This window comes from Mesorhizobium shangrilense (assembly GCF_040537815.1).
Taxonomy (GTDB): Bacteria; Pseudomonadota; Alphaproteobacteria; order Rhizobiales; family Rhizobiaceae; genus Mesorhizobium; species Mesorhizobium shangrilense.
Genome location: NZ_JBEWSZ010000002.1, coordinates 685524 through 706462 on the forward strand (window position 1 = coordinate 685524; position 20939 = coordinate 706462).

Consider the following 20939-nt stretch of genomic DNA (forward strand, 5'->3'; position numbering starts at 1 on the left):
CTTGGGCATGACCACGTATGCCGATGTGGATCGCATCATCGACCTCTGGGTGAAGGCTACAGGCTCAACTCTGTTCACCGAGTGGGCAGGCAAGCCAGCGAGATTTTTTCATATTGGCGGCACTCGACCATTTGAGTGCTTTCAGATTTCCATCGATCTCCCTGGCCCTTACGAGATCGCCGTGTTCGCAAGAGCAATCGACACTTGCGATGATACGGAAATGGAGATGCAGCGGACGTGGACCGGGCCGGTTTCGCAATTGGACGAGATGTTGGCCACAGCAGTGGCTATAGTGGAACAATGGAAGGCGCGCTGGGACGTTGCCAACTGAGGGTCTCTCATTTGGATCGTCCGCTCTCTCAGCGAAGCAAAACCGGTTCCCACCTCTTGCTTCGGCCCCTTGGTTCCGGGTCGTGCGCTATTCGGCCGCGGCGGGCACCGGCGGGCTGGCGCTGCTGCGGCCTTCCCAGACATGGGAGATGACTGCGACGATGACGGCGACCAGCATGGCAAAGGCGCCGAGCAATGGCAGGCTGCGATAGCCGTAGCCGCCATTGAGCATGGCGGCACCCAGCGATGCGGCGAGCGCGATGCCGACATTGAAGCCCGAAGGGATGAGCGAGGAGGCGAGGTTGGAGGCATCCGCCGTCCAGGACAGGATGCGGGTCTGGATCGGCGTGCCGATCGAGAAATTGAGGCCACCCCAGATGACGATCGCCACGATCATCGGCACCGGATAGGGGCTGACGGCGTAGATCACTGCCAGCGTCACCGTCTGCAGGACCAGCATGGTGATGAGCGAGGGCATCAGCTTCCAGTCGGAGAGTTTTCCGCCCAGGAAGACGCCAATGGTGGCGCCGACGCCGTTGAGCAGCAGCACCCACGGCACCAGGTTCTCGTCGAGGCCGGTGACTTCCAGCAGCGTCGGGGTGATGTAGGTGAAGAGGCCGAACTGGCCGATCATCAGCATCAGCATCAGGATCAGCGAGGTCCAGACCTGCTGGCGCGCCAGCACGCGGACCTCGCGGGCGAGGCCGACATGTTTCGTGGACGATCCCGTGGTGCGCGGCAGAAGTGCTGCCATGGCGAGCGTTGCCGCGACGCCCAGCGCGCACATCACCCAGAAGGTCGCGCGCCAGCCCCAGATGTTGCCGATCGCCGTGCCGGCGGGCACGCCGATGACATTGGAGACGGTGAGGCCCGACAGGATGACGGCGACAGCCATGCCGCGCTGGTCTTCACGGACCAAGCCAACGGCCACCACCATGGCGACGCCGAAATAGGCGCCATGCGCCACGGCGACCGCGATGCGCAGCAGCAACATGGAGGTGAAGTCGGGCGCCAGTGCGCAGGCGGCCTGGCCGATGGTGAAGGCGACGGCGAGGCCGAGCAGCAAGGTCTTGCGCGGCAGCCTCTTGGTGGCGAGCGCCAGCAGCGGGCCGCCGATGGCGATGCCGCACGCGTAGCCGGAGACGAGGTAGCCGGCGGAGGGCACCGAAACGCCCAGCCCTTCAGCGACTTGCGGCAGGACGCCGGCAATGACGAATTCGGTGGTGCCGAAGGCGAAAGCTGCGATGAAGAGGGCGATGAGGGGAAGCGACATGATGCGGGCATTCCTCAGAGCCGTTCATCGTTTCACGGAAACGCCGAACCACTCTATGTCTTTGTTTTGAGGCAATTCCGGACGGAAAACCGTTTCACACTTTTCCTGGAATTGCTCTGAGCGAAGCGCCTCAGATCACGAATGCGTGTTGTGGGCAATCCAGAAATTGTCGACGCCGCTTTAGCTTTTCTTGATCGGGATCCGGCGGTGTGAGGCCAGTCAACTGACGGGCAGGCGCCGGCGCGCGATCGCGGCGTGGAAGCGCATACCGCCCATGAGCGCGGCATCGTTGAAGTCGAAGGTCGGATTGTGCAGCGGCGCGGACGCCTCGCCATTGCCGATGAAGGCGAAGCAGCCCGGCACGTGGTCGAGGAAGCGGGCAAAATCCTCGGACGCGGTGTTCAGCTCGGACGTGCCGCTGGTCGCATCGGCGCCGAAGACGGTGGCCGCCGCCGCAATTGCCGCATCTGCGGCTTCGGTATCGTTGATCAGCGGCACAAATTCGCGGGTGTAGATGGTTTCGACGGCGCAGTTGTAGGCGAGCGCGGTACCCTCAGCGATAATGCGCATCTGCCTTTCGATCTCGGCGCTCACTTCGGGGCGAAAGCTGCGCGCGTCGCCGAGGATGCGGGCGAGGCCGGGCAGGGCGTTGCGGGTGCCGTCGGTGACGAGTTCGGTCACCGATACGACGGCGATGTCGGTTGGGCTCAGCCGTCTCGACACGATGGTCTGCAGATTGGTGACAAGCGCACAGGCGGCAACGAGAACCTCGTTGCCCTGCTGCGGCCGCGACGCATGGCCGCCGACGCCGCGCAGCGTGATCTCGAAATTGTCCTCCGCCGACATCAGCGGACCGGTGCGGGTCTGGAAGTGGCCGACCGGAATGCCCGGCATATTGTGCAGGCCGTAGATCTCGTCGAAGGGGAAGCGCCGCATCAGCCCGTCATCGAGCATGGCCAGCGCGCCCTTGCCCCACTCCTCGGCCGGCTGGAAGATGAAACGGATCGTGCCGTCGAAGCCGCCTTCATCGACGAGCAGCCGCGCGGCACCCAAGAGCATGCTGGTATGGCCATCGTGCCCACAGGCATGCATCAGGCCCGGCGTGCGCGAGCGGTAGGCATGAGCGCCCTGTTCGGCGATCTTCAGCGCGTCCATGTCGGCGCGCAACGCGATGGCGCGGTTGCTGGTGCCGCGCCGCAACGTTCCAACGACGCCGGTGCCACCGACGCCTTCCACCACCTCATCGAGGCCGAACTCCCGGAGCTTTTGCGCCACGAAGGCACCGGTGCGCTTTTCCTCGAAGCCGAATTCGGGATGGGCGTGCAGATCGTGCCGCCATGCCTTCATGTCACTTTCGAGCGAGTCCAGGCCTGGCATCGGTGCCCCCCAATCTTTGGCCAAGGATATCCCGTTTCAGGGGAGCTTGTCGCCGCTGGGCTGCAGCCTGCGCCCGTAGGGGATTCTCAGCCACGCCCGTTCGTGGAAATAGTAAAGCATCGACTTGGTGAAGACCTCGGTCACGCCGATGGCGGCGGCGAGCTTGATGCTTCCCGTGACAACGAGGGAAATGATCAGCGTGTCGATGGTGCCGGTGACGCGCCAGGACAGCGCCTTGGCGAAACTGCGCGAATGGGTATCCAACGATTTCCTCCGAAAGCCCGCGCCCCCATGCTTAGTCTTTTCAGTGGAAACGGCGCAAATCTATTTTGCCGGCGGGGGCAGAGAGTCCTCCTGTTCCTACGGGCCTACAAGGGGAGAAGGCAAGAGTGAGCCTCAGCTTGCCTTCAGCCGCGATCCCGTCAGCAGCCCGCGCTCTTCCAGAACTGGGTAGGCCATCGAGGCCAGCAGCGAGTTGATCTGCTTGAGGTCGCGGATGGTGTCGAGGTGGATGGATGAGGTCTCGACGCTCTTGGCGGTGCCGTCGCGCAGCCGCACGAAATGGCTGGCGCTGGTTTCCTTCTCACGGTCGCGCAACTGGTCCTTTTCCAACACCAGCTGGCGGGCGGTCTCGGGGTCGCGCGATACCAGAACGTTGAAGGCAAGCCGTGCATTGGCCAGCACTGAGGCATGGAAGGCGCAAAGCTCGCTCCAGCCCTCGGGTGTGAATTCCAGGCCGCGCTCGAGCTTCTTCTTCACATGCACCAGCATGTTGCGCACGATGATGTCGCCGACCTGCTCGAGCTTGACGCAGGCGCCGATCAATTCCTGGCAGCGCAGCGCCTCGTCCTCGGTGAGCGGGTTCCTGGTGACCTTGGCCAGATAGAGCTTGATCGCCGCATGCTTCCTGTCGACGCGGTCGTCGAGCGCGGCCAGCGCCTTGATCTTGTCGGAGTCGGCGCTCTCGTAGAGTTCGATGATGCGCTTGAGCATGATCTCGACCGTCTCGCAGACACGCACCACCTCGCGCGTGGCATTGGCCAGTGCCTGGCTCGGCACGTCGAGCGCGCTTTCGTTGAGCGCCGACAGTTCGACGACGTCGATCGAGGCGGCCGGCGCCGGCTTGGTGCCGAGCGCCACGATCTTTTCGGAAGTGCGGTAGACGACACCGGCCAGCGGCAGGCCTGCCAGCAGGATGATGACGTTGAACAGGATGTGCGCGTTGACGATCTGGTCCGACGCCGTCGCGCCGAGGAAGCCCACATGCGGCTTGAAGATCATGAACAGGATCAGCATGATCAGTGAACCGAGCCCGCGCATCAGGAGGTTGCCGATCGGCACGACACGCACCTCCGGCCCTGCCGAACGGGTGAGCATCGGCGCGATGAGCGACGAACCGAGATTGACGCCAAGGATGAGGACGAGGCCGAGTTCGGGGGTGATGAGGCCACGGCCGGCCAGCGTGGCCATCAAGAGCACCGCCGCGATACTCGACTGGAACAGCCAGGTGATCAATGCCGCCAGCAGATAGGCGGTGATCGAGTCGCTGGAGAAGTAATTGAGGATGACCGGCAGCAGCTGGCTGTTGCGCAGCGGCTCGGAGGCCTGGCCGATCATTTCCAGCGACAGGATCAGCAGGCCGATGCCGACCAGGATGCGGCCGGTCTGGCGCCAGTCACGACGCTCGGTCGCCATGAACATCACCGTGCCGGTGATCAGGCAGAGCGGCACCAGCAGCGTGAGATCGAAGGTCAGCAGCTTGACCACCAGGGCGGAGCCGATCTCGGCGCCGCGCACCGCCAGCTGGCCCGACATGCCGGAGACGATGCCTGCGCCGGCGAAGGAGCCGACCAGCAGCGTCACGGCGGTGGAGCTTTGCAGGGCGATCGACAGGCCGCATCCGGCCAGCACCGCCATGATCGGGTTGCGCATGGTGGCGCGCAATTTGTGGCGCAGCACGTCGCCATAGGCGCGCTCGACGCCGGTCTTCACCATCCGCGTGGCAAACAGCATCAGCGCCACCGCACCGGCAAGGTGCAGCAGGACGACTGAGCCGCTCATGCCGGCCTCCGGGGGCCGACTGGCGGCAAGGGCGCCAAGGCAAGCGGGACAGGATGGGAGAGGGGACGAATCATGACCATGGCGAAGACCAGCAAGAGGCGAATTTTACATTAGCCGGATAATAAGTTTTGTCCATGCGACAGATTGTTTGGCGCGCGACGAGACGTGTCGGAAGCGGATTTTTACGCGGATGGTCGCGCGCCTCGGACGCGCCGCGTCCCTAGGCCGGTGGACGGTATCGGAGACGGTTTGCCGCATAAGCGGCCCGAGCTTCCAATTGTGTTGAATTAGAGATCATAAATATATGAAAACATTACACAATCGTAATGCTGGCGTTCAGTTTTGGTTCATCGGCCGTCCGTTATTCCATGGGCATCGACAACCAAGGAGTATCCCTTATGAAACGCATTATTCTCTCCGTGATGGCCGTCTCGATGCTGGCCGCCAGCGCCCTGCAGGGCCAGGCCGCTCCGATGAATGCGCCGGTCGCGCCGCAGTCGAATTTCACCCAGGTCGACTGGCAAAGGCCTGGCGACCACCGCGACGTGAAGAAGCGCGTCATCAAGAAGGAGACCGTCAAGCGCAGCCATTGGCGCAATGGCCAGAAATACTCCAGCTGGAAGCGCCACCAGCCGGTCCGCGACTATCATCGTTATGGCCTGCACCGTCCCGGCCGTGGCCAGGAGTGGATCCGCGTCGGCAACGACTATCTGTTGGTCGGCGTTGTCTCCGGTCTCATCTTTGGCGCGATCGCCGCACGGTAAGTCCCCGGCTTAGCGCTGGATTGAAAAAGGAGGCGGCCGGAGACGGTCGCCTTTCTTTTTACCCTGTGGAAACCGGGCAAGGTCCGCATTAGGGGTCGTCGGACACCTCCGGCGTGATTATATGGAGGGGAACCGAGTTTCCCCATGCGCTTTCCACCCGCCTTCCTCGACGAGATACGCGACCGTGTGCCGATTTCCCAGGTTATCGGCCAGCGCGTGGCGTGGGACAGGAAGAAGACCAACACGTCGCGCGGCGACTATTGGGGGTGTTGTCCGTTCCACGGCGAGAAGAGCCCGTCCTTCCATTGCGAGGACAAGAAGGGCCGCTACCACTGTTTCGGCTGCTCGGTGTCGGGCGATCATTTCAAGTTCCTGACCGAACTCGACGGGATGAGCTTTCCCGAGGCGGTGGAGAAGATCGCCGATATGGCGGGCGTGCCGATGCCGGTTCGCGATGCCCAGGAGGAGCGGCGCGAAAAGGAACGCGCCAGCCTGACGGATGTCATGGAGATGGCGACTGTCTTCTTCCAGGAGCGGCTGCAGGGCGCGGAAGGGGCGAAAGCCCGCGCCTATCTGCGCGACCGCGGGCTGACCCCGGCGACGCAGCAGTCGTTCCGGCTGGGCTTCGCGCCCGACAGCCGCAACGCGCTGAAGGAGCACCTCGCAGCCAAGGGCGTGCCGAAGGCCGACATCGAGGCCTGCGGACTTGTGCGCCATGGCGACGACATTCCGGTCTCCTATGACTGGTTCCGCGACCGCATCATGTTCCCGATCCCGGATTCGCGCGGCAAGATCATCGCCTTTGGCGGTCGCGCGCTGGCGCCCGATGCGCTGGCCAAATACATGAACTCGCCCGACACCGAGCTCTTCCACAAGGGCAATGTGCTCTACAATTTCGCCCGTGCCCGCAAGGCGCTGGCCAAGGGCGGCACGGTCATCGCCGTCGAAGGCTACATGGACGTGATCGCGCTGGCACAGGCCGGGTTCGAGAATGCCGTGGCGCCGCTCGGCACTGCGCTGACCGAAAACCAGCTGGAATTGTTGTGGCGCATGTCGGGCGAGCCGATGCTGTGCTTCGACGGCGACCAGGCAGGCCTCAAGGCGGCATGGCGCGCCGCCGACATGGCGCTGCCGGTGGTCCAGGCCGGACGCTCGGTGCGTTTTGCCCTGTTGCCGGAAGGCAAGGATCCCGACGATCTGGTCAAGGCCGAAGGGCCGGATGCGTTTCGCACCGTGCTTGCCGACGCGCGGCCGCTGGCCGATCTGTTGTGGATGCGCGAGACGGCCGGCGGCGTGTTCGACACGCCGGAGCGGCGGGCGGAGCTGGAAAAGACGCTGCGCGAACTGACCAGCCGCATCCGCGACGAAAGCCTGCGCTACCATTACCAGCAAGAGATGCGCGAACGGGTGCTGAATTTCTTCGGCTCCCAGCGCAATAGCAGGCAGGGGCAAGGCGCAAGGACGGGCGAACGCGGCCAGGGCAAGACGCCGGCCGCCGGTGGACAGTTCGCGCGCGGTGCGGCGGGTGGACGCACGGCGATCACCGAAAGCCTCGGCCGCTCGGCGCTGGTCAAGCGCGGCAGCGAGGGGATGTCGGTGCGCGAGGCGACGATCATAGTGGCGCTCGTCAATCATCCGGCGCTGATCGACGAGAATTTCGCCCATATCGAATTTCTCGACCTCGCCAATACGGACCTCATGCGACTGCATGCGGCCATCCTTGATGCGATGGCGCATGACATGGCCGATGACCGCCACGCTGTGATTGCGACAATCGAGCGCGCCGGCTGGGGTGAGATATGGGAACGGGCGGTGGGCCTGATCCGGCGGGCGCGGCAATGGCCGGCGCTGGAAACCGCGGCCCTCGAGGATGCCCGCGACGCCTTCAGCCAGGCGTTGCACTTGCAGCGCAGCGCGCGCACCTTACATAAGGAGCTGAAGCAGGCAGAAGCGGCTATGGATGCAGATCCCACGGATGAAAATTTCCGGCATCTGATCGAAATCCAAACGCAATTTCAGGATGTCCAGGCGACGGAAGCGCTGATCGAAGGATTTGGTGTGTCCTCGGGCAGGGGCGGCCGCGCCTAGAACACGAGAGTAAAGGTGTGAGAGCGTTCCAGTGCAACCAATCGGGTGTGCGGCGCGCTAAGTCGGGTAATTGATTCGCTTTTTTAAGGCGAATCATGCGAGAGGCGCTTGACCTTCTGGCAGAATGGCGGAATCAGGACGATTCGAAACGTTAACCCACCCGCACCGACGGGAATGCAGTGATATGAGGTGCTGGTCACTGGACAGGCAGGACGCCTGCCACAGATATCAGGGTTAATCTGGACTTAATGCATGTCGCTCAAAAGTGGAAACCGGTTTTCGGGCAATGACATGCACCAAACAAATGAGTTGATGCAGTTACCGGCCCGGTGAAGTGCGTTTCCGAGCAAGCGCATAGAGTTAGACTGGTCTGGCAGCGTACGCGGCTTCAATGCTGAGCCGCTTGGAGAACAAGAAGAATGGCGACAAAGGAAAAGGAAGAGGTCGAGACCGAACGCGAAGGCGCCACAGATGGCCCTCTGCTCGACCTCTCCGATGATGCTGTCAAGAAGATGATTAAGGCCGCCAAGAAGCGCGGCTATGTCACCATGGACGAGCTGAACTCGGTGCTGCCCTCGGAAGAAGTGACCTCGGAGCAGATCGAGGACACGATGGCCATGTTGTCCGACATGGGCATCAATGTCGTCGAGGATGACGAGCAGGGCGAAGAGGCCGAGGCCACCGATACGGCCGCCGACGCTGAGGAAGACGCCAACGAGCTGGCCGAGCAGACCGGCACCGCGGTTGCCGCTACCACCACCAAGAAAGAGCCGACCGATCGTACCGACGATCCGGTCCGCATGTATCTGCGCGAAATGGGCTCGGTCGAGCTTCTGTCGCGCGAGGGCGAAATCGCCATCGCCAAGCGCATCGAGGCCGGCCGCGAGACGATGATCGCGGGCCTGTGCGAAAGCCCGCTGACCTTCCAGGCCATCATCATCTGGCGCGACGAGCTCAACGAATCGAAGATCCTGCTGCGCGAGATCATCGATCTCGAAGCGACCTATGCCGGCCCCGAGGCCAAGCAGGCGCCGGTGGTCGAGCGCATCGAGGAAGCGCCCAAGGCCGAGGAAAAGCCGCGCCGCGGACGCGACGATGAAGACGACATCACCAATGTCGGCGCCGATACGCGCGGCATGGGCGACGACGACGAGGAAGACGAGGACGAGGCCAGCCTGTCGCTGGCTGCGATGGAAGCGGAACTGCGTCCCCAGGTGATGGAGACGCTCGACGTCATCGCCGACACCTACAAGAAGCTGCGCAAGCTGCAGGACCAGCAGGTCGAGAACCGTCTGGCCGCCGCCGGCACGCTGTCGCCCAGCCAGGACCGCCGGTTGAAGGAGCTGAAGGACCAGCTGATCAAGGCGGTGAAGTCGCTGTCGCTGAACACGGCGCGCATCGAGGCGCTGGTCGAGCAGCTCTACGACATCAACAAGCGCCTGGTGCAGAACGAGGGCAAGCTGTTGCGCCTCGCCGAAAGCTATGGCGTGCGCCGCGAGGAGTTCCTGAAGGAGTATCAGGGCTCGGAACTCGATCCCAACTGGACGCGCGCGATCGGCAATCTGACCTCGCGCGGCTGGAAGGAATTCACCAAGAACGAGAAGGACACGATCCGCGACCTGCGCGCCGAGATCCAGCACCTTGCCACCGAAACGGCGATCTCAATCCTGGAATTCCGCAAGATCGTCAACCAGGTGCAGAAGGGCGAGCGCGAAGCCGCGATCGCCAAGAAGGAAATGGTCGAGGCAAACCTGCGCCTCGTCATCTCCATCGCCAAGAAGTACACCAATCGCGGCCTGCAGTTCCTCGACCTGATCCAGGAAGGCAATATCGGCCTGATGAAGGCGGTCGACAAATTCGAATACCGCCGTGGTTACAAGTTCTCGACCTACGCGACATGGTGGATCCGGCAGGCGATCACGCGTTCGATCGCCGACCAGGCTCGCACCATCCGCATCCCCGTGCACATGATCGAAACGATCAACAAGATCGTGCGCACGTCGCGCCAGATGCTGCACGAGATCGGCCGCGAGCCGACGCCGGAAGAGCTGGCCGAAAAGCTCGCCATGCCGCTGGAAAAAGTGCGCAAGGTGTTGAAGATCGCCAAGGAGCCGATCTCGCTCGAAACGCCTGTGGGCGACGAGGAGGATTCGCATCTAGGCGATTTCATCGAGGACAAGATGGCGATCCTGCCGATCGACGCGGCGATCCAGGCCAACCTGCGCGAAACCACCACGCGCGTGCTGGCCTCGCTGACGCCGCGCGAGGAGCGCGTGCTCAGAATGCGCTTCGGCATCGGCATGAACACCGACCACACGCTGGAAGAAGTCGGCCAGCAGTTCTCGGTCACCCGCGAGCGTATCCGCCAGATCGAAGCCAAGGCGCTGCGCAAGCTCAAGCACCCGAGCAGGTCGCGCAAGCTGCGCAGCTTCCTCGACAGCTGAGTTGGGTTTTACCCATCGCAAAGAGTCTAAGGGCGCCACTGGCGCCCTTTTTCGTTTAGGCATCAACCGGAAAGCCGTTTTGTCCGGGAGTTGTTCTACAGCGGCACGTTCAGCTGCGCGCCCTTGACGATGATGCCGCCCCGGTCGCCGATCTCTATCGAGCCATAACGCTGCCTGAAGCATTCGGGAAGCGGACGGTCGCCGGGAACCGACAGCCACAGGCGCAGCATATGGCGCCGCTTGTCCGGGTCTGGCCAATCCCGAAAGCCCATGCGGTCGTGCAGCAGCGCATGATTGTAGACGAACTGCAAGTCGCCGGGCCGAAGCCGCATCGACAGGTTCAGCTGGGGATCATTGGCAAGGCTGTCGAAGAGATCCAGTGCCTCGACATGTGCCGCGCTCAGCCGCATGGCATCCGGGAAGCGCTGCGCGCTGTCGATGTACTGGCGCTGATAGATGCCCGTCAGCAATCCCGCATGCCAGTTGAGGACCGGGATTTCGAAATAGGGCTTTTGCCCTTCCGGTATCTCGCCGCGCCGGTCGGTGGCGATCGGATCAAACAGCAGGCGGACCAGATCGGGCCGTCTTTTGCGCATCTCGTTGTAGATCGTCACTGTGCTGACCAGCAGGGACTCGCCACCCTGCATCGCATCGCGCAGGCAGAGCAAACCGACGACATCGGCGGAGTCGGTGTGAAACGTCTGGCGCTCCGACGTCTGGTAGATGCGTGTCGTGGCGTCCCTGGCGTCGGCGCCTATATCGCGAACATGGCCGAGTATATGACCCTGGGCATTCTGGGACCGCGCGGTTCCCAGATGCGCGCCAACCCCGCAGAAGATCGTTGCCGCCATCTGTGCGGAGTATCTCTCGACCGGGAGACCGCGGAGCACCTCGAACCCAATGCCTGCGATCAGTTTTTCGCGAAGAGCGGCAAGATGACCGGCAAGCCGGGGTAGGGGGAAATCGGCCTTGGTCAGGTTGCCGATATCCTTGGTGCGGGCGAGAATGCCGGTTGCCGCCAATTCCAGCTCAGTGACGTCCCGCGGGTCCAGTTCGACCAGCCAATGTTCGGGATGTTCCGCCATGTCCTCGCCGATCCATGCGGCGGGACTTTCGATCGATTCCGGCAGGTCGATGGTCTCGCGCATGAAGCTCTCCGGCGGCTGGATCGGTCTTTGACATCGGCCGGGGATATCAGCCAGATCGACGACCATGACGGAGATTGCCTCAACCGAGCGGGTTTATAAACCGGCTTTCCCCGGTTGACGCCGGCTGGTTCATCGGCGCGCCTTTTGTCGCCGCCTTCGTGCCGCTTGGCCAAGCTCGCTTTGATCCAGCAACAGGCGCCGGCGCGGTAGTCCTTGCAGGATGTTCGCCGTGGGAGGATAATTTCGCGTCGGATGCATTTTCTGGGCGACAACCCCTGGAAGCCCGCCCCGGTCGAGGCCGTGTCGATAATTCATGGCCTGCGTGCCGTGCTCCGTGGCCCTGGAGAGAGGTGTGCCATGACGACTTACATCGTGCTGATGAACTGGACGGAGCAGGGCGCGAAGAATGTGCGCGACTCGCCGAAGCGGCTCGATGCCGCCAAGAAGCAGCTGGGCGAGATGGGCGGTTCGTTCAAGTCGTTCTACCTGACCATGGGCGAATTCGACATGGTGTCGGTGGTCGAAGCGCCCGATGACGCGGTGCTGGCGCGTTTCGCGCTGATGCTGGGTTCGGGCGGCAGCGTCAGGACGCGCACGCTCAAGGCCTTCCCGGAATTTGCATATCGCGAGATCATCTCTTCGCTCGGATAATGCAAATCCGCGGGTTTTCTGGATAGTCGATGATCAGGTGCCGGCTTGACGGCATCTGATCTGGCGATATTGAGGAGAAATGCTCCTCTCGCTCGAGAAGAATTTCATCTTCATCCATGTCCCGAAGACCGCGGGGAGTTCCATCACGCATGCGCTGTGGCGGTGGAGCCTGAAGCCGGAGAAGACGCAGTGGCGTCGGCTGCTGTCGCATCTGCCGGTTCCCGAAGCGCCGGAGAAGGCCAATTTCAACCAGCATGACAAGGCGGCCTGGCTGAGGCGCAAGCTGCCCGGCCCGCTCTACGACACCGCTTACAAATTCGCCGTGGTGCGCAATCCCTTCGACCTCGTCGTGTCCAATTATCACCATCTGCGCCGCAAGACGACGCGGCGCCGGCATCGCCAGGCGCTGGGTTGGGATTTCAGGACCTTCCTGCGCTATCTCGAACGCAAGAACCGGTTGAGCCGGGTCGACCAGACAAGCTGGATCCTCGGTCGCGACGGCAGCGTCATCGTCGACCAGATCCTGCGCTTCGAGGCGCTGGCCGAGGAATTCAACGCCTTGACCGAAAAGCTCGGCCTGCCCGCGGACATCAAGCTTCCCCGGGTCAACGTCAATGAGCCCTTCGACTATCGTGCGCATTACGATGACGAGGCCAAGGCCGTCGTCGAGCGGCTCTACGCCCGCGATTTCGAGCGCTTCGGCTACGCGTTCTGACATGTCTGGCGCTTGCCGCTCGACACGTGTTCAGCCATGCTGGGCCTGCAGCCAGGAGAGATCGCGATGAAGACCATTTCGATATTGGCCGCCAGCCTTGCCGCATGGTCGGTGATGCCGGTCGACGCCAGCGCTGCCCCGCCAAAACAGGTCGGTATGGCCAATCCCGCATCGGTCCATTGCGGCGCAATCGGCGGGCGCTTCGTGATCCGGAAGGACAAGGCTGGCAACGCCTTTGGGTTTTGCCGCTTGCCCAACGGGCGCCTGTGCGAAGAATGGGCACTGTTTCGCGACGACAAATGCGTCGGACCAAAGGCAGCCATGCGCAAGTGACGTGCGCGCCACGATAGGGTGAGATCATGTCCCAAGCGCATTCCCATTCGCATCTTTGGCCCGGCGTGCCGCTGGCTCTCGGTTCGGCCGCTTTGTTTGGTGCCGCGCCGCCGTTGTCCAAGCTGCTGCTCGATAGCGTCAATCCCTTCATGCTGGCCGGCCTGCTCTATCTCGGCGCAGGCATTGGCCTCGGTTTGTATCGGCTGCTGCGTGGCAGCGGAGCCAATGCCGGCGAAGCGCAACTGGCCGCCAGGGATATTCCCTGGCTGGCGCTGGCCATCGGCATGGGCGGCATCGTCGCGCCCGTGCTGTTGATGTTCGGCCTCACCCTCAACACGGCGTCCAGTTCCGCGCTGCTGCTCAACCTCGAAGGGCTGGCGACGATGGCGATCGCATGGCTGGTCTACCGAGAGAATGTCGACCGACGCCTGCTTGTCGGCGCTTTCGCCATCCTGGCCGGTGCGGTCCTTCTGTCGTGGGAAGGCAAGGGTGTTGCCTTCAATCTCGGCGCGATGCTCGTTGCCGGGGCCTGCCTGGCCTGGGGGCTGGACAATAATTTCACCCGCAAGATCTCTGCCACCGACCCGGTGGTGACCGCCATGCTGAAGGGGCTGGTGGCGGGCGTCGTCAATGTCGGACTTGGGCTTGCGGCCGGCGCCTCGTTTCCCTCGGTGTCGATTGTCGCGGCCACGACCGGCGTCGGCTTCCTGGGCATCGGCGTTAGCCTGGTGATGTTCATTCTGGCGCTACGCCATCTCGGCACGGCACGCACGGGCGCCTATTATTCACTCGCACCTTTCATCGGCGCGCTGCTGGCAATCTTCATTCTCGGCGAGCCCATCACGATAAAGTTGGCGATCGCAGGGCTGCTGATGGGGGTCGGCCTGTGGCTGCATCTGTCGGAGAGGCATGAGCACGAGCACGACCATGAGGCGCTGGAGCACGAGCACAGCCATGTGCATGACGAGCACCACCAGCATGCTCATGACGGACTGGTGAGTGAGCCGCATTCGCACTGGCACCAGCATGCACCGATGCGCCATCGGCATCCGCATTATCCGGATTTGCATCACCGGCACACGCACGGCTGACAGATGCCCAAGCCTGAGCTGACCGTCTGGTACAACACGCGCTGTCCGGTCTGCGATGCCGGCATCGGCAGGCAGAAGCGACGGCTCATCGAAGCGGTCAAGGCCGGGCGGATCGCGTTTCGTGACATCAATCCGGAGCCGCAGGCGCTTGCCGGATACGGCGCTTCACTGGAGGATGTCCGCCGCCGGTTGCACGCCACTGATGCGGACGGCCGGTTGCTGGTCGGCGCCGATGTTGCGATCGCGGTCTGGGCGACAACGCCGGGCGAAGGCTGGCTGGCGGCGCTGTTCGGCAACCCGGCCATCCGGCCACTGACGCGCCTGGCCTATGACCGCTTCGCCGACCTCCTCTATGCCTGGAACCGGCGCAAGGGCCGCTGGTAGGGCTTACGATTTGAATCGAGATACGCTTCTATCGAGTTGATTGAGCACGATTTTTCCGAAAAACTGGTTTTCACTTTTGGGGATCATGCTCTACGCTTGGTGATGCGAATGGGCGCGCAGCTGGTCGGGAACGACGCGTGCTGACAGTCCGCCAGCTCCAACCCAGTTTCGCGTCGATTTTTCCGCATCGTCGATCAGGGCGGCGGTGCGGGTGAAATCGTAAGCCGAGCCCGCCAGCGGGCACAGCGACGGGACGATCGCATAGTCGATGTCGCCGGGCAAGGTGTCGAGTTCGCGCACCAGTTGCCGCGCGATCAGCAGAGTCAGGGCATGCAGGCCATTGGCCACGGCCCCTTGCGGCGGTGCGTGCAGATTGCAGGAAAATCCGGTCGGCAGCACGATGAGGCGGCGCGCGCCAAGGCTGACGGCGACGCGGACCGGCGTGTTGGAGGTGACGGCGCCGTCGATCAGGAACCGCCCGCCGATGCGCACCGGTGCGAACGCCACCGGGATTGCGCTCGAGGCGGCGATCGCGTCGGCCGCATTGCCCCTGGACAGGACCACGGCCTCACCGGAGAGCAGATCGGTGGCGATGACATGGATGGGGATGGGGGCGTCCTCGAGATTGCGGTAGGGCAGATGCCGCTCGACCAGATTGCGGATGCCGTGCGAGCCGGACAGGAAATCGCGTCGCCGCGCGAAACCCAGCAACGAACGCCAGCTGATCGGGAAGACATCGTTGCGGGTGATACCGCGCCATAGGGTTTCCAAGCGTGTCATGTTCTCGACCGTCGCTGCCGCCGCGTAGTAGGCGCCGTTGATGGCGCCGACGCTGGAGCCGACGACGAAGTCGGCGGTGACGCCGGCGTCGACAAGTGCCTTCAGCATGCCGACCTGCACCGCTCCGAGGCTGCCGCCGCCCGCCAGCACCAATGCGGTCTTGCTGTCCGTTCCTGATGGCATGACGCTACCTCGCTCGCATCCCAGGCCTGTTTCAGCCCGCGCCTTGCCAAGAATTCGACGCGGCAGCGGTGTTTGTTTCGTAAGGCGCAGCACGTGTTCGTGAACTGGTGGTCGATCGGCTGGCGCCGCTATCCGATACATCGTAAGATATATCTTGACTTTATTGGCGAGCGCGCCTAATTAAGATATATCGTAAGATACAACTTAAGGAGCAATCAATGCACAGACATCATCATTTTCGCGAACGCGCAGAGCACGCTTTCATGCACATGGCCGGCAAGTTCGGCGGCCGGGGCGGCGGCGGTTTCGGTTCGTTCGGGGGCAGGGGCGGCGGACGCGGCGGCCCGGGCGACATGTTTCGCGCCGGGCGCATGCTGGCCGACGGCGACCTCAAGCTGATCACGCTATCGCTGCTGGCCGAGGCGCCGCGCCACGGCTACGACATCATCAAGGCGCTGGAGGAACGCACCAGCGGCATCTACAGCCCGAGCCCGGGCGTGGTTTATCCGACGCTGACCTTCCTGGAAGAAGCCGGCTATGCCGCCTCGGTTGCCGAGGGCAACAAGAAGGTATTTTCCATCACCGAGGCAGGGCAGGCGCATCTCGCCGACAATCGCGAGATGATCGACGGCGTGCTCGAACATCTCGAGCGCTTCGGCCGCAAGATGGCCAAGGCCCGTGACTGGTTCGGCGGAAACGACGACGGCGAGGAGGATGGACGGCGCGGCGGTCGTGGTGGACGTGGCGACCGTTCGGAAGCGCGCGATGAATTCCGCGCCATCCGCCACCGGCTGCGCGCCGCACTCGGCGACATCGTCGATGCGCCGGCCGAGAAGCAGGCCGAGGCGATCAGCATCCTCGAGGGGGCGGCCGAGGCGCTGGAAGCGTTGTCGCGTAGCTGAGCGCAAGAACTCAACTTCTGCAAAGCACAAAAAAGCCCGGATGAACCGGGCTTTTTTCGTGAGCGGTGAGGCGGATCATTCCTTGCCTACATACTCGCTGATCAGCTTTTCATTGCGCGCCTTTTCGATCTTGGCGGTCATCTCGGCCGAAAGGCGTTCGTCGGTGCGGTACTTGACCAGGTTCACCAGGCTGCCGGTGAGCAGCAGGATGCCCATGGCCCAATAGCCCTTGGTCGCGAGGTCGACCGGCGCCAGCCACAGCGACAGGCCCAGCATGAAATAGGCGGCGCCGACCGATGCGGTGTTGAACATGATGTAGGTCTGATTGGCGTTCATTGGAATTCTCCCTTGATTTGATGGTGATTGACGGATCTGGGTTGATGGAAATCAGGTTGGAAATGCAGGTCTTCAGTTGATGGTTTTCAGGCGCTCGAGCACGTCCTTGGCGCGCACCTTCACCGCCGGGCCGTGCCCGGCGTCCGCAAGGCGGTCGCGGATCGCTTCGTGACGCAGTTCGTCGTCGATCTCGTCGAGGATGCCGGCTTCCTCGAAGGGATCGCTGCCTGCCTTGATGCGGGCCAAGAGCTCCTCGGCGTCGTTGAGGCTCGCCGAGTGGCCGATGGAGCGGTTGAGGCGTGACTGCGCCTTGCGCTCGGCATCGATGGCCCGGGCCGAGATCATGCCCTGGTTGAGGTCGATGATGCGGCGGTGCGCCCGCTCCACCGAAACGCGCATCCGCAATGTCTTCTCGCCGAGGCTTTGCACGGTGGCGCGGCGGACTTCGCGTTCGTTCTCCAGTTCGGCGACGGCCACCGCGCCGCTTTCGGCGAGCGCGTTGTTGCCTGCGGCCAGTGCGCTGATCGTGCGTGTTTCCAGATCGGCGTGGCGGCGGTCGAGCTGGTCGAGGCTGGCCTGCTCGGCACGCTGGCGCACAATCAGCGTGGCAAGCGTCTGCTTGGCGGCGGCGAGGCCTGTCTCGGCATCGCGGATCCGCTGCGCCAGAAGGTCTATGGCGAAGCGATCCTTCAGGCCGTCCTCGGCGCGGGCACCGGCGCCGTCGAGCAATGTTCTGATCAGGCTAAGCATGTTCTTCTCCCTTCGAACTGTTTTCATGAACGATGTTCACGAGATCAACATAACAGGAAATGAACATCGTTCAAGATGTTTTTGAACACTGTTCACGAATTCCGGCCTATGGTAAACGAAAGGAAATCGGGGCTCGAAACAGCATGCGTCGCTTGGGGCATGCGCATTCGGAAGGACTGGCATGGCGCTGGACAAGGAAGAGATGAGCGAGCGGGTGCTCGCGATCGCCGAAACGCTCATCGACAGCGGCGGTGCTGAGAACCTGAAGGCGAGGACCATCGCCGAGCAGGCGGGGATCGCCGTAGGCTCCGTCTACAATCTGTTTGCCGATCTCGATGAGGTTCACCGTGCCGTCAACATGCGGCTTCTCGACCGCCTGGGCGCGGCGGGCGCTTCGGCAATGGCCGGACTCCATGGCGTCAAGGACACGCGGCAGCGCCTGCTGGCACTAGCGGGCGCCTATGTGCGGTTCGTCGAGGCGCATCCCGGCAGTTGGCCGGCGCTGCTTGCCTTCAACCGCCGGCGCGCCCTGGCGACGGAGCCGGATGCCTATGAGGCGCGGCTGGACCAATTGTTCGAGATCATCGCTGGGGTGCTCGGCGATGGCGGCTTCGATCTCGATGGGGATCGGCTCCGGATAGCTGCCCGGGCCCTGTGGTCAAGCGTGCATGGCATCGTCACCAGCGGCTATGCGGCGAAATCGGTACGCGGGCAGGCGCACGAGATCTGGCAGCAGATCGAGCTGCTGGTGGCCGTTTTCGTCAGGGGGCTGGAACGAGGCGTGACATTCGACCATGTTTAGGCAACACCGTCATGAATCGTGACGACGACAATGGCGCTGGCCATTGCAGGGCAAAAGTGGAGGTTTGAGCGATGTCTTTTCTGAAGAAGCTTTTTGGCGGCGGTGGCGGTGGCAATGAGGCCGCCGAGCCGAAGAGTGCGGCGCCGGCAAAGCAGATCGAGCACAAGGGTTTCCTGATCAGCGCCACGCCCTACAAGGCCGACGGCCAGTACCAGACCTGCGGCGTCGTCTCCAAGGAGGTCGACGGCGTCATGAAGGAACACAAGTTCATCCGCGCCGACCGTTTTGCCGGCCTGGACGATGCCATCGACATCTCGATCAAGAAAGGCATGCAGCTGATCGACGAGCAGGGCGAGAGGATATTCGGGTAGGCAGTATGCCAGTTGGCCTCAGTGCCGCGAGATTGATGGGCGTGGCGTCACGTGTCGCGCCTGAAGTTCGATTTGATGACACGGCCGGAAAGCTGTCCGCCATCGACGGGGATGACCGCTCCGGTCATGAACCCGGACAAGGGCGATGAAAGCCAGAGTACGGCGTTGGCGACATCCGTGACGGTCCCCAGCCTGCCCATTGGGACGGCCCTCGCGGCCATGTGTTGCGCCTCCTGGCCGGCTGCTTCCAGATGGTGGGTCAGGATCGGACCTGGCGCCACCACATTCACGCGGATGTTCTTGTCGGCATAGTCGAGAGCCGCAACGCGGCTCAATCCAATAATGCCGGCTTTACCCGCCGCATAGGCGGAGAGCCCCGAGACGCCTTCGACCCCGGCCGTTGAAGCCATGTTGACAATGGTCCCGCCGCCACATTCCAGCATGGCCGCGATCTGGAACTTCATGCCATGGAACGTGCCGTGAATGTTGGTGCGGATGCCTCTGTCGAACGCTTCCACATCGATCTCCGCGAGCGGCGCGGGCCTTGGCCCGTCGGTCGCGTTGTTGAATGCGGCATCGAGGCGACCGAACGCGTCTACCGCCCTTGAGACGAGCGCTTTCATGCTGTCGGGATCGGTAACGTCGGCCCGGATGGCAAGCGCCTGGCCGCCTGCGGCCTGGATTTGCCGCGCCACGTCGTCGATAGCCGACTGGTCCCGCGCCGCGAGCACAACCGCAGCCTTGGCTCGGCCGAACGCTCTGGCCGTCTCCGCGCCAATTCCCTTGCTGGCGCCGACCACGAGCGCAACACGGTCGGAAAAATCAAGCATTGCCGTCATGTCCGTCTCCTGAATTTGCCCTTGCGGGCAAGTGTATCGTGCCGGCCAAAATCAATCGTGCGGCTGCTTGCTCCTGGTTCCGGCGGGACGAGCCGCATCAGCTGCCGAGCGCCCTGGCGATCCCCTGAGGCAAGAGCCCAAGCATGCCTTCGTAGGCTGTGTTGGTGAGCAACACGGCGATGCGTCCGCGCTGATGGTCGATGCACCACCAATGCCCGTAGACGCCGCCCCACGATACGGTCCCGGAGGAAAGAGTTGAATTGGCCGCGGCAGGATCGACAAGTACCGCTCCCATCCAGGAAAAGCCCCATCCCGGCCCTTGCGCCATGGCTTCCGCACCGACCCAGGCGCGACGCGCGTCCTCCCGCTGTGCCGCGGGCAGGAAATCTCCGCTGCGAAATGCCTCGAGCAGCCGCATCATGTCGTGCGCGGTTCCCGCCATGCCCGCCCCGCCGGATGGGAAAGCACCGTCGCGCCCGATCCGCGACGGATCGAACCGTATCGACGAGCCCAGATAATCGGGCAACGGCACCTCCGTAACGCCCGCCATGGCTATCGGCGCCGCTTCGCCGTCATGATAGGGCGTGGCGAGTTCGCCGGGATCGGCGCGGAACGATGCGGTCAGGCCGAGCGGAACAGTGACCAGATCTGCGATTGCCTGTGGTAGCGGTTTTCCGGTGACGGCTTCGACGACGCCTCCCAGCACATCGGTGGCGACCGAGTAGCGCCACACAGAACCGGGCGCCGCACCGAGCGGGATCGAGGCGATGCGGACCAGATTCTCGGCCAGCGAAATATCCGCGTCATCAAGCCCATCGGAGACGCCGGCTCTTGCGTAGGCGCCATTCCTGTCCTGCTGGAAGCGGTAGTCCAGCCCTGCGGTGTGCGACATCAGCTGAGCCACGGTTATCTGTTCGGTCGTGCCGTCCATTCTCCTGGGCGCAAAGTCCGGCAGCCATTTTTCAACCGGATCTTCAGCAGAGAGCGCTTCCGCCTCGATCAGCTTCAGCGCTGCCATGGCTGTGAACGGCTTGGTCAGGGAAGCATAGCGGAATGGCGTGTCCATTTTCATCGGCCGCCCCGTCTCTCGATCGGCCAAGCCGGCGGCACGCTCGAACACGATACGGCCCCCCTCGGAAACCAGCAAAACACATCCCACGATGCGCGCATCCGAAAGCGCGCTGTCGATAGCGTCATCGAGGGCACCAATCATCTCACCGAAGGGCCGGCGGGGCGCAGCGATCCCTCGCGCTTCGGACGGAACAACTGCTTCTCGTGACATGGTTGAATCTCCGTTTTCAGCACCGAATGGAGAAA

General features: G+C 63.2%; 22 protein-coding genes. 12 read left to right on the plus strand and 10 right to left on the minus strand.

The window, feature by feature from the left end; genetic code table 11:
* The first annotated feature begins 7 nt into the window (after window positions 1-7).
* Complete coding sequence (locus ABVQ20_RS28005; protein ID WP_354462899.1) at window positions 8-331, plus strand: hypothetical protein; 324 nt, start codon at window positions 8-10, stop codon at window positions 329-331.
* An 87-nt stretch (window positions 332-418) separates the two neighbouring features.
* On the opposite strand, the gene ABVQ20_RS28010 is transcribed toward ABVQ20_RS28005, so the two are convergent.
* From ABVQ20_RS28010 to ABVQ20_RS28025, 4 genes are all read right to left on the minus strand, one after another.
* Window positions 419-1603 (minus strand): MFS transporter, encoded by a 1185-nt coding sequence (locus ABVQ20_RS28010; protein WP_354462900.1) that lies wholly within the window; start codon window positions 1601-1603, stop codon window positions 419-421.
* Between the two features lie 219 nt (window positions 1604-1822).
* A complete protein-coding gene (locus tag ABVQ20_RS28015; RefSeq protein ID WP_354462902.1) occupies window positions 1823-2980 on the minus strand; it encodes an amidohydrolase in 1158 nt (385 codons plus the stop codon).
* A 36-nt stretch (window positions 2981-3016) separates the two neighbouring features.
* On the minus strand, window positions 3017-3244 hold the full coding sequence (locus tag ABVQ20_RS28020) for a DUF2061 domain-containing protein (RefSeq protein WP_354462903.1): 228 nt from the start codon (window positions 3242-3244) through the stop codon (window positions 3017-3019).
* 132 nt (window positions 3245-3376) lie between these two features.
* Entirely contained in the window at window positions 3377-5041 is a 1665-nt protein-coding gene (locus tag ABVQ20_RS28025) for a Na/Pi cotransporter family protein (protein WP_354462904.1), read from the minus strand.
* Window positions 5042-5439: 398 nt separating this feature from the next.
* Here ABVQ20_RS28025 and ABVQ20_RS28030 point away from each other — a divergent pair, with 398 nt between their 5' ends.
* The 3 genes from ABVQ20_RS28030 to rpoD all read left to right on the plus strand — a co-directional run bounded on the left by ABVQ20_RS28030 (window position 5440) and on the right by rpoD (window position 10337).
* Complete coding sequence (locus ABVQ20_RS28030; RefSeq protein WP_354462905.1) at window positions 5440-5805, plus strand: RcnB family protein; 366 nt, start codon at window positions 5440-5442, stop codon at window positions 5803-5805.
* A 144-nt stretch (window positions 5806-5949) separates the two neighbouring features.
* A complete protein-coding gene (gene dnaG / locus ABVQ20_RS28035) occupies window positions 5950-7893 on the plus strand; it encodes a DNA primase (RefSeq protein ID WP_354462907.1) in 1944 nt (647 codons plus the stop codon).
* A gap of 419 nt (window positions 7894-8312) precedes the next feature.
* A complete protein-coding gene (rpoD, locus tag ABVQ20_RS28040) occupies window positions 8313-10337 on the plus strand; it encodes an RNA polymerase sigma factor RpoD (protein ID WP_354462908.1) in 2025 nt (674 codons plus the stop codon).
* 95 nt (window positions 10338-10432) lie between these two features.
* Here rpoD and ABVQ20_RS28045 read toward each other — a convergent pair whose 3' ends face one another.
* Entirely contained in the window at window positions 10433-11485 is a 1053-nt protein-coding gene (locus ABVQ20_RS28045; protein ID WP_354462909.1) for a TauD/TfdA family dioxygenase, read from the minus strand.
* Window positions 11486-11842: 357 nt separating this feature from the next.
* Between ABVQ20_RS28045 and ABVQ20_RS28050 the strand changes: the two genes are divergently transcribed.
* The 5 genes from ABVQ20_RS28050 to ABVQ20_RS28070 all read left to right on the plus strand — a co-directional run bounded on the left by ABVQ20_RS28050 (window position 11843) and on the right by ABVQ20_RS28070 (window position 14659).
* Window positions 11843-12136 carry a GYD domain-containing protein gene (locus tag ABVQ20_RS28050; RefSeq protein ID WP_354462910.1) on the plus strand — a complete coding sequence of 98 codons (294 nt, stop codon included), beginning with the start codon at window positions 11843-11845 and terminating at the stop codon, window positions 12134-12136.
* A 79-nt stretch (window positions 12137-12215) separates the two neighbouring features.
* Complete coding sequence (locus ABVQ20_RS28055) at window positions 12216-12851, plus strand: sulfotransferase family 2 domain-containing protein (protein WP_354462911.1); 636 nt, start codon at window positions 12216-12218, stop codon at window positions 12849-12851.
* A gap of 66 nt (window positions 12852-12917) precedes the next feature.
* On the plus strand, window positions 12918-13184 hold the full coding sequence (locus ABVQ20_RS28060; RefSeq protein WP_354462912.1) for a putative hemolysin: 267 nt from the start codon (window positions 12918-12920) through the stop codon (window positions 13182-13184).
* A gap of 26 nt (window positions 13185-13210) precedes the next feature.
* A complete protein-coding gene (locus tag ABVQ20_RS28065) occupies window positions 13211-14275 on the plus strand; it encodes a DMT family transporter (protein ID WP_354462914.1) in 1065 nt (354 codons plus the stop codon).
* 3 nt (window positions 14276-14278) lie between these two features.
* Entirely contained in the window at window positions 14279-14659 is a 381-nt protein-coding gene (locus tag ABVQ20_RS28070) for a thiol-disulfide oxidoreductase DCC family protein (protein WP_354462915.1), read from the plus strand.
* A 90-nt stretch (window positions 14660-14749) separates the two neighbouring features.
* Here the strand turns inward: ABVQ20_RS28070 and ABVQ20_RS28075 are convergent, their stop codons facing one another.
* Window positions 14750-15622, minus strand: coding sequence for a patatin-like phospholipase family protein (locus ABVQ20_RS28075; RefSeq protein ID WP_354462916.1), 873 nt, complete (start codon window positions 15620-15622; stop codon window positions 14750-14752).
* A 218-nt stretch (window positions 15623-15840) separates the two neighbouring features.
* Here ABVQ20_RS28075 and ABVQ20_RS28080 point away from each other — a divergent pair, with 218 nt between their 5' ends.
* A complete protein-coding gene (locus ABVQ20_RS28080) occupies window positions 15841-16524 on the plus strand; it encodes a PadR family transcriptional regulator (protein WP_354462917.1) in 684 nt (227 codons plus the stop codon).
* 75 nt (window positions 16525-16599) lie between these two features.
* Here ABVQ20_RS28080 and ABVQ20_RS28085 read toward each other — a convergent pair whose 3' ends face one another.
* Both ABVQ20_RS28085 and ABVQ20_RS28090 read right to left on the minus strand, forming a co-directional pair.
* Window positions 16600-16860: a YiaA/YiaB family inner membrane protein gene (locus tag ABVQ20_RS28085; RefSeq protein ID WP_023779112.1), complete on the minus strand. Its 261-nt coding sequence runs from the start codon at window positions 16858-16860 to the stop codon at window positions 16600-16602.
* Window positions 16861-16932: 72 nt separating this feature from the next.
* Entirely contained in the window at window positions 16933-17589 is a 657-nt protein-coding gene (locus ABVQ20_RS28090) for a PspA/IM30 family protein (RefSeq protein ID WP_354462919.1), read from the minus strand.
* A 202-nt stretch (window positions 17590-17791) separates the two neighbouring features.
* Between ABVQ20_RS28090 and ABVQ20_RS28095 the strand changes: the two genes are divergently transcribed.
* Entirely contained in the window at window positions 17792-18412 is a 621-nt protein-coding gene (locus tag ABVQ20_RS28095; RefSeq protein WP_354462920.1) for a TetR/AcrR family transcriptional regulator, read from the plus strand.
* A 71-nt stretch (window positions 18413-18483) separates the two neighbouring features.
* A complete protein-coding gene (locus ABVQ20_RS28100; protein WP_354462922.1) occupies window positions 18484-18783 on the plus strand; it encodes an HlyU family transcriptional regulator in 300 nt (99 codons plus the stop codon).
* Window positions 18784-18830: 47 nt separating this feature from the next.
* On the opposite strand, the gene ABVQ20_RS28105 is transcribed toward ABVQ20_RS28100, so the two are convergent.
* A complete protein-coding gene (locus tag ABVQ20_RS28105; protein WP_354462923.1) occupies window positions 18831-19622 on the minus strand; it encodes an SDR family NAD(P)-dependent oxidoreductase in 792 nt (263 codons plus the stop codon).
* A 97-nt stretch (window positions 19623-19719) separates the two neighbouring features.
* Window positions 19720-20904, minus strand: a complete 1185-nt coding sequence (locus ABVQ20_RS28110; protein ID WP_354462924.1) for a serine hydrolase domain-containing protein — start codon at window positions 20902-20904, stop codon at window positions 19720-19722.
* Between the last annotated feature and the right edge of the window lie 35 nt (window positions 20905-20939).